At 40.8% G+C, this 1,120-nt stretch carries 1 protein-coding gene; it reads right to left on the bottom strand.

The genetic code is table 11. From position 1 onward, the window contains the following. Positions 1-1,120: IS1182 family transposase (locus AN161_RS05855; RefSeq protein WP_053593434.1), on the bottom strand; the 1,120-nt coding region annotated here is incomplete at both ends.

Below are 1,120 nucleotides of genomic sequence, written 5' to 3' on the forward strand. Positions count from 1 at the left end.
CGTAAATCCGTGTCACATTTGATTTTGAAAACCTTCTGACAGAGGGAATCATTACGTAACGGACAGGTTGCACATTCTTTTGGTCTTGTGAATTTTAGTGTTCGGTACTTTTCATCGAAGCTGTCGTAACAGTAGCTGTGTTCACGTACACAGGCTGGCCTGAAATGCTCATCAAATCCAAGATACTCGCCTTCATTACGGACATTATAGGGAATAACTGCACGCATTTGATACGCATGTAATTGACGGTAAATAGGCTCATAATCATACCCTGCATCCAAAATAGCGGTCTTAAAATGCCCTTGAAATAGGTCTTTTCCTTTCTTTAAAAGAGGAATCGCTGCTTTACTATCCGACAAATTGGCAGATGTCATGAGGCGTCCAACAATATATTGACTCTTTGTGGTCACCGCGAGATGTCCTTTAAAGCCAAACCAAAACGTATTTTTGCCATCACTGTTCTTTTTGATGCCCCAATTTGGTTCGATGGGTACATCTTGCCACAGTGTCTCTAGTGGTGTATCAAGTTGGTCCTTGATTTCTTTTTCATAAGTTGACTGATTGGCTTTGATTTCTGCTTGTTCCGTAAGCCAAGCGTTTCGTTCTTCTTTTGATTTTCGTCCACGTTTTTTGGGTGGTGCAGGCTCTTTTTTCTCCGAAGGTTTCGCTGCATCGCGTGACTCAAAATGAGTGGCATCAATCGCGAGGTGTTCATCACAAAGGAAACCTTCTATAAAGGCTGTTTGAATCAATGTATCTTGCATGTGATCGAGCACATCTGATTGACTAATGACGTCGATCATACGCGAATAGGACGCTTCAGAGGGCACAACATCAGAAACAAGAAAACCGCAATCCAAGCGGAATAAAGGATCATTGACCAAACGTTTGATTAAATCCTTGATTGTTGGAATTCGTTCGACAATACGAATAATGAGTGACTGTATCATAGCACCGTAATTTAATTCACGTGGGGCACCACGTAATGTCTTTTTTGAAAACAACTGAAAAATAGGTTGCACGTCGAAAGTGGCAAAAATCGTATCAAAACGACGGGAACTTTCCATTTCCAATAATTCTTGGATGTCAAATAGGCTCATTTGTTTTACAATAGTCATAG

This window comes from Lysinibacillus sp. FJAT-14222, assembly GCF_001278875.1.
Classification (GTDB): Bacteria; Bacillota; Bacilli; order Bacillales_A; family Planococcaceae; genus Lysinibacillus; species Lysinibacillus agricola.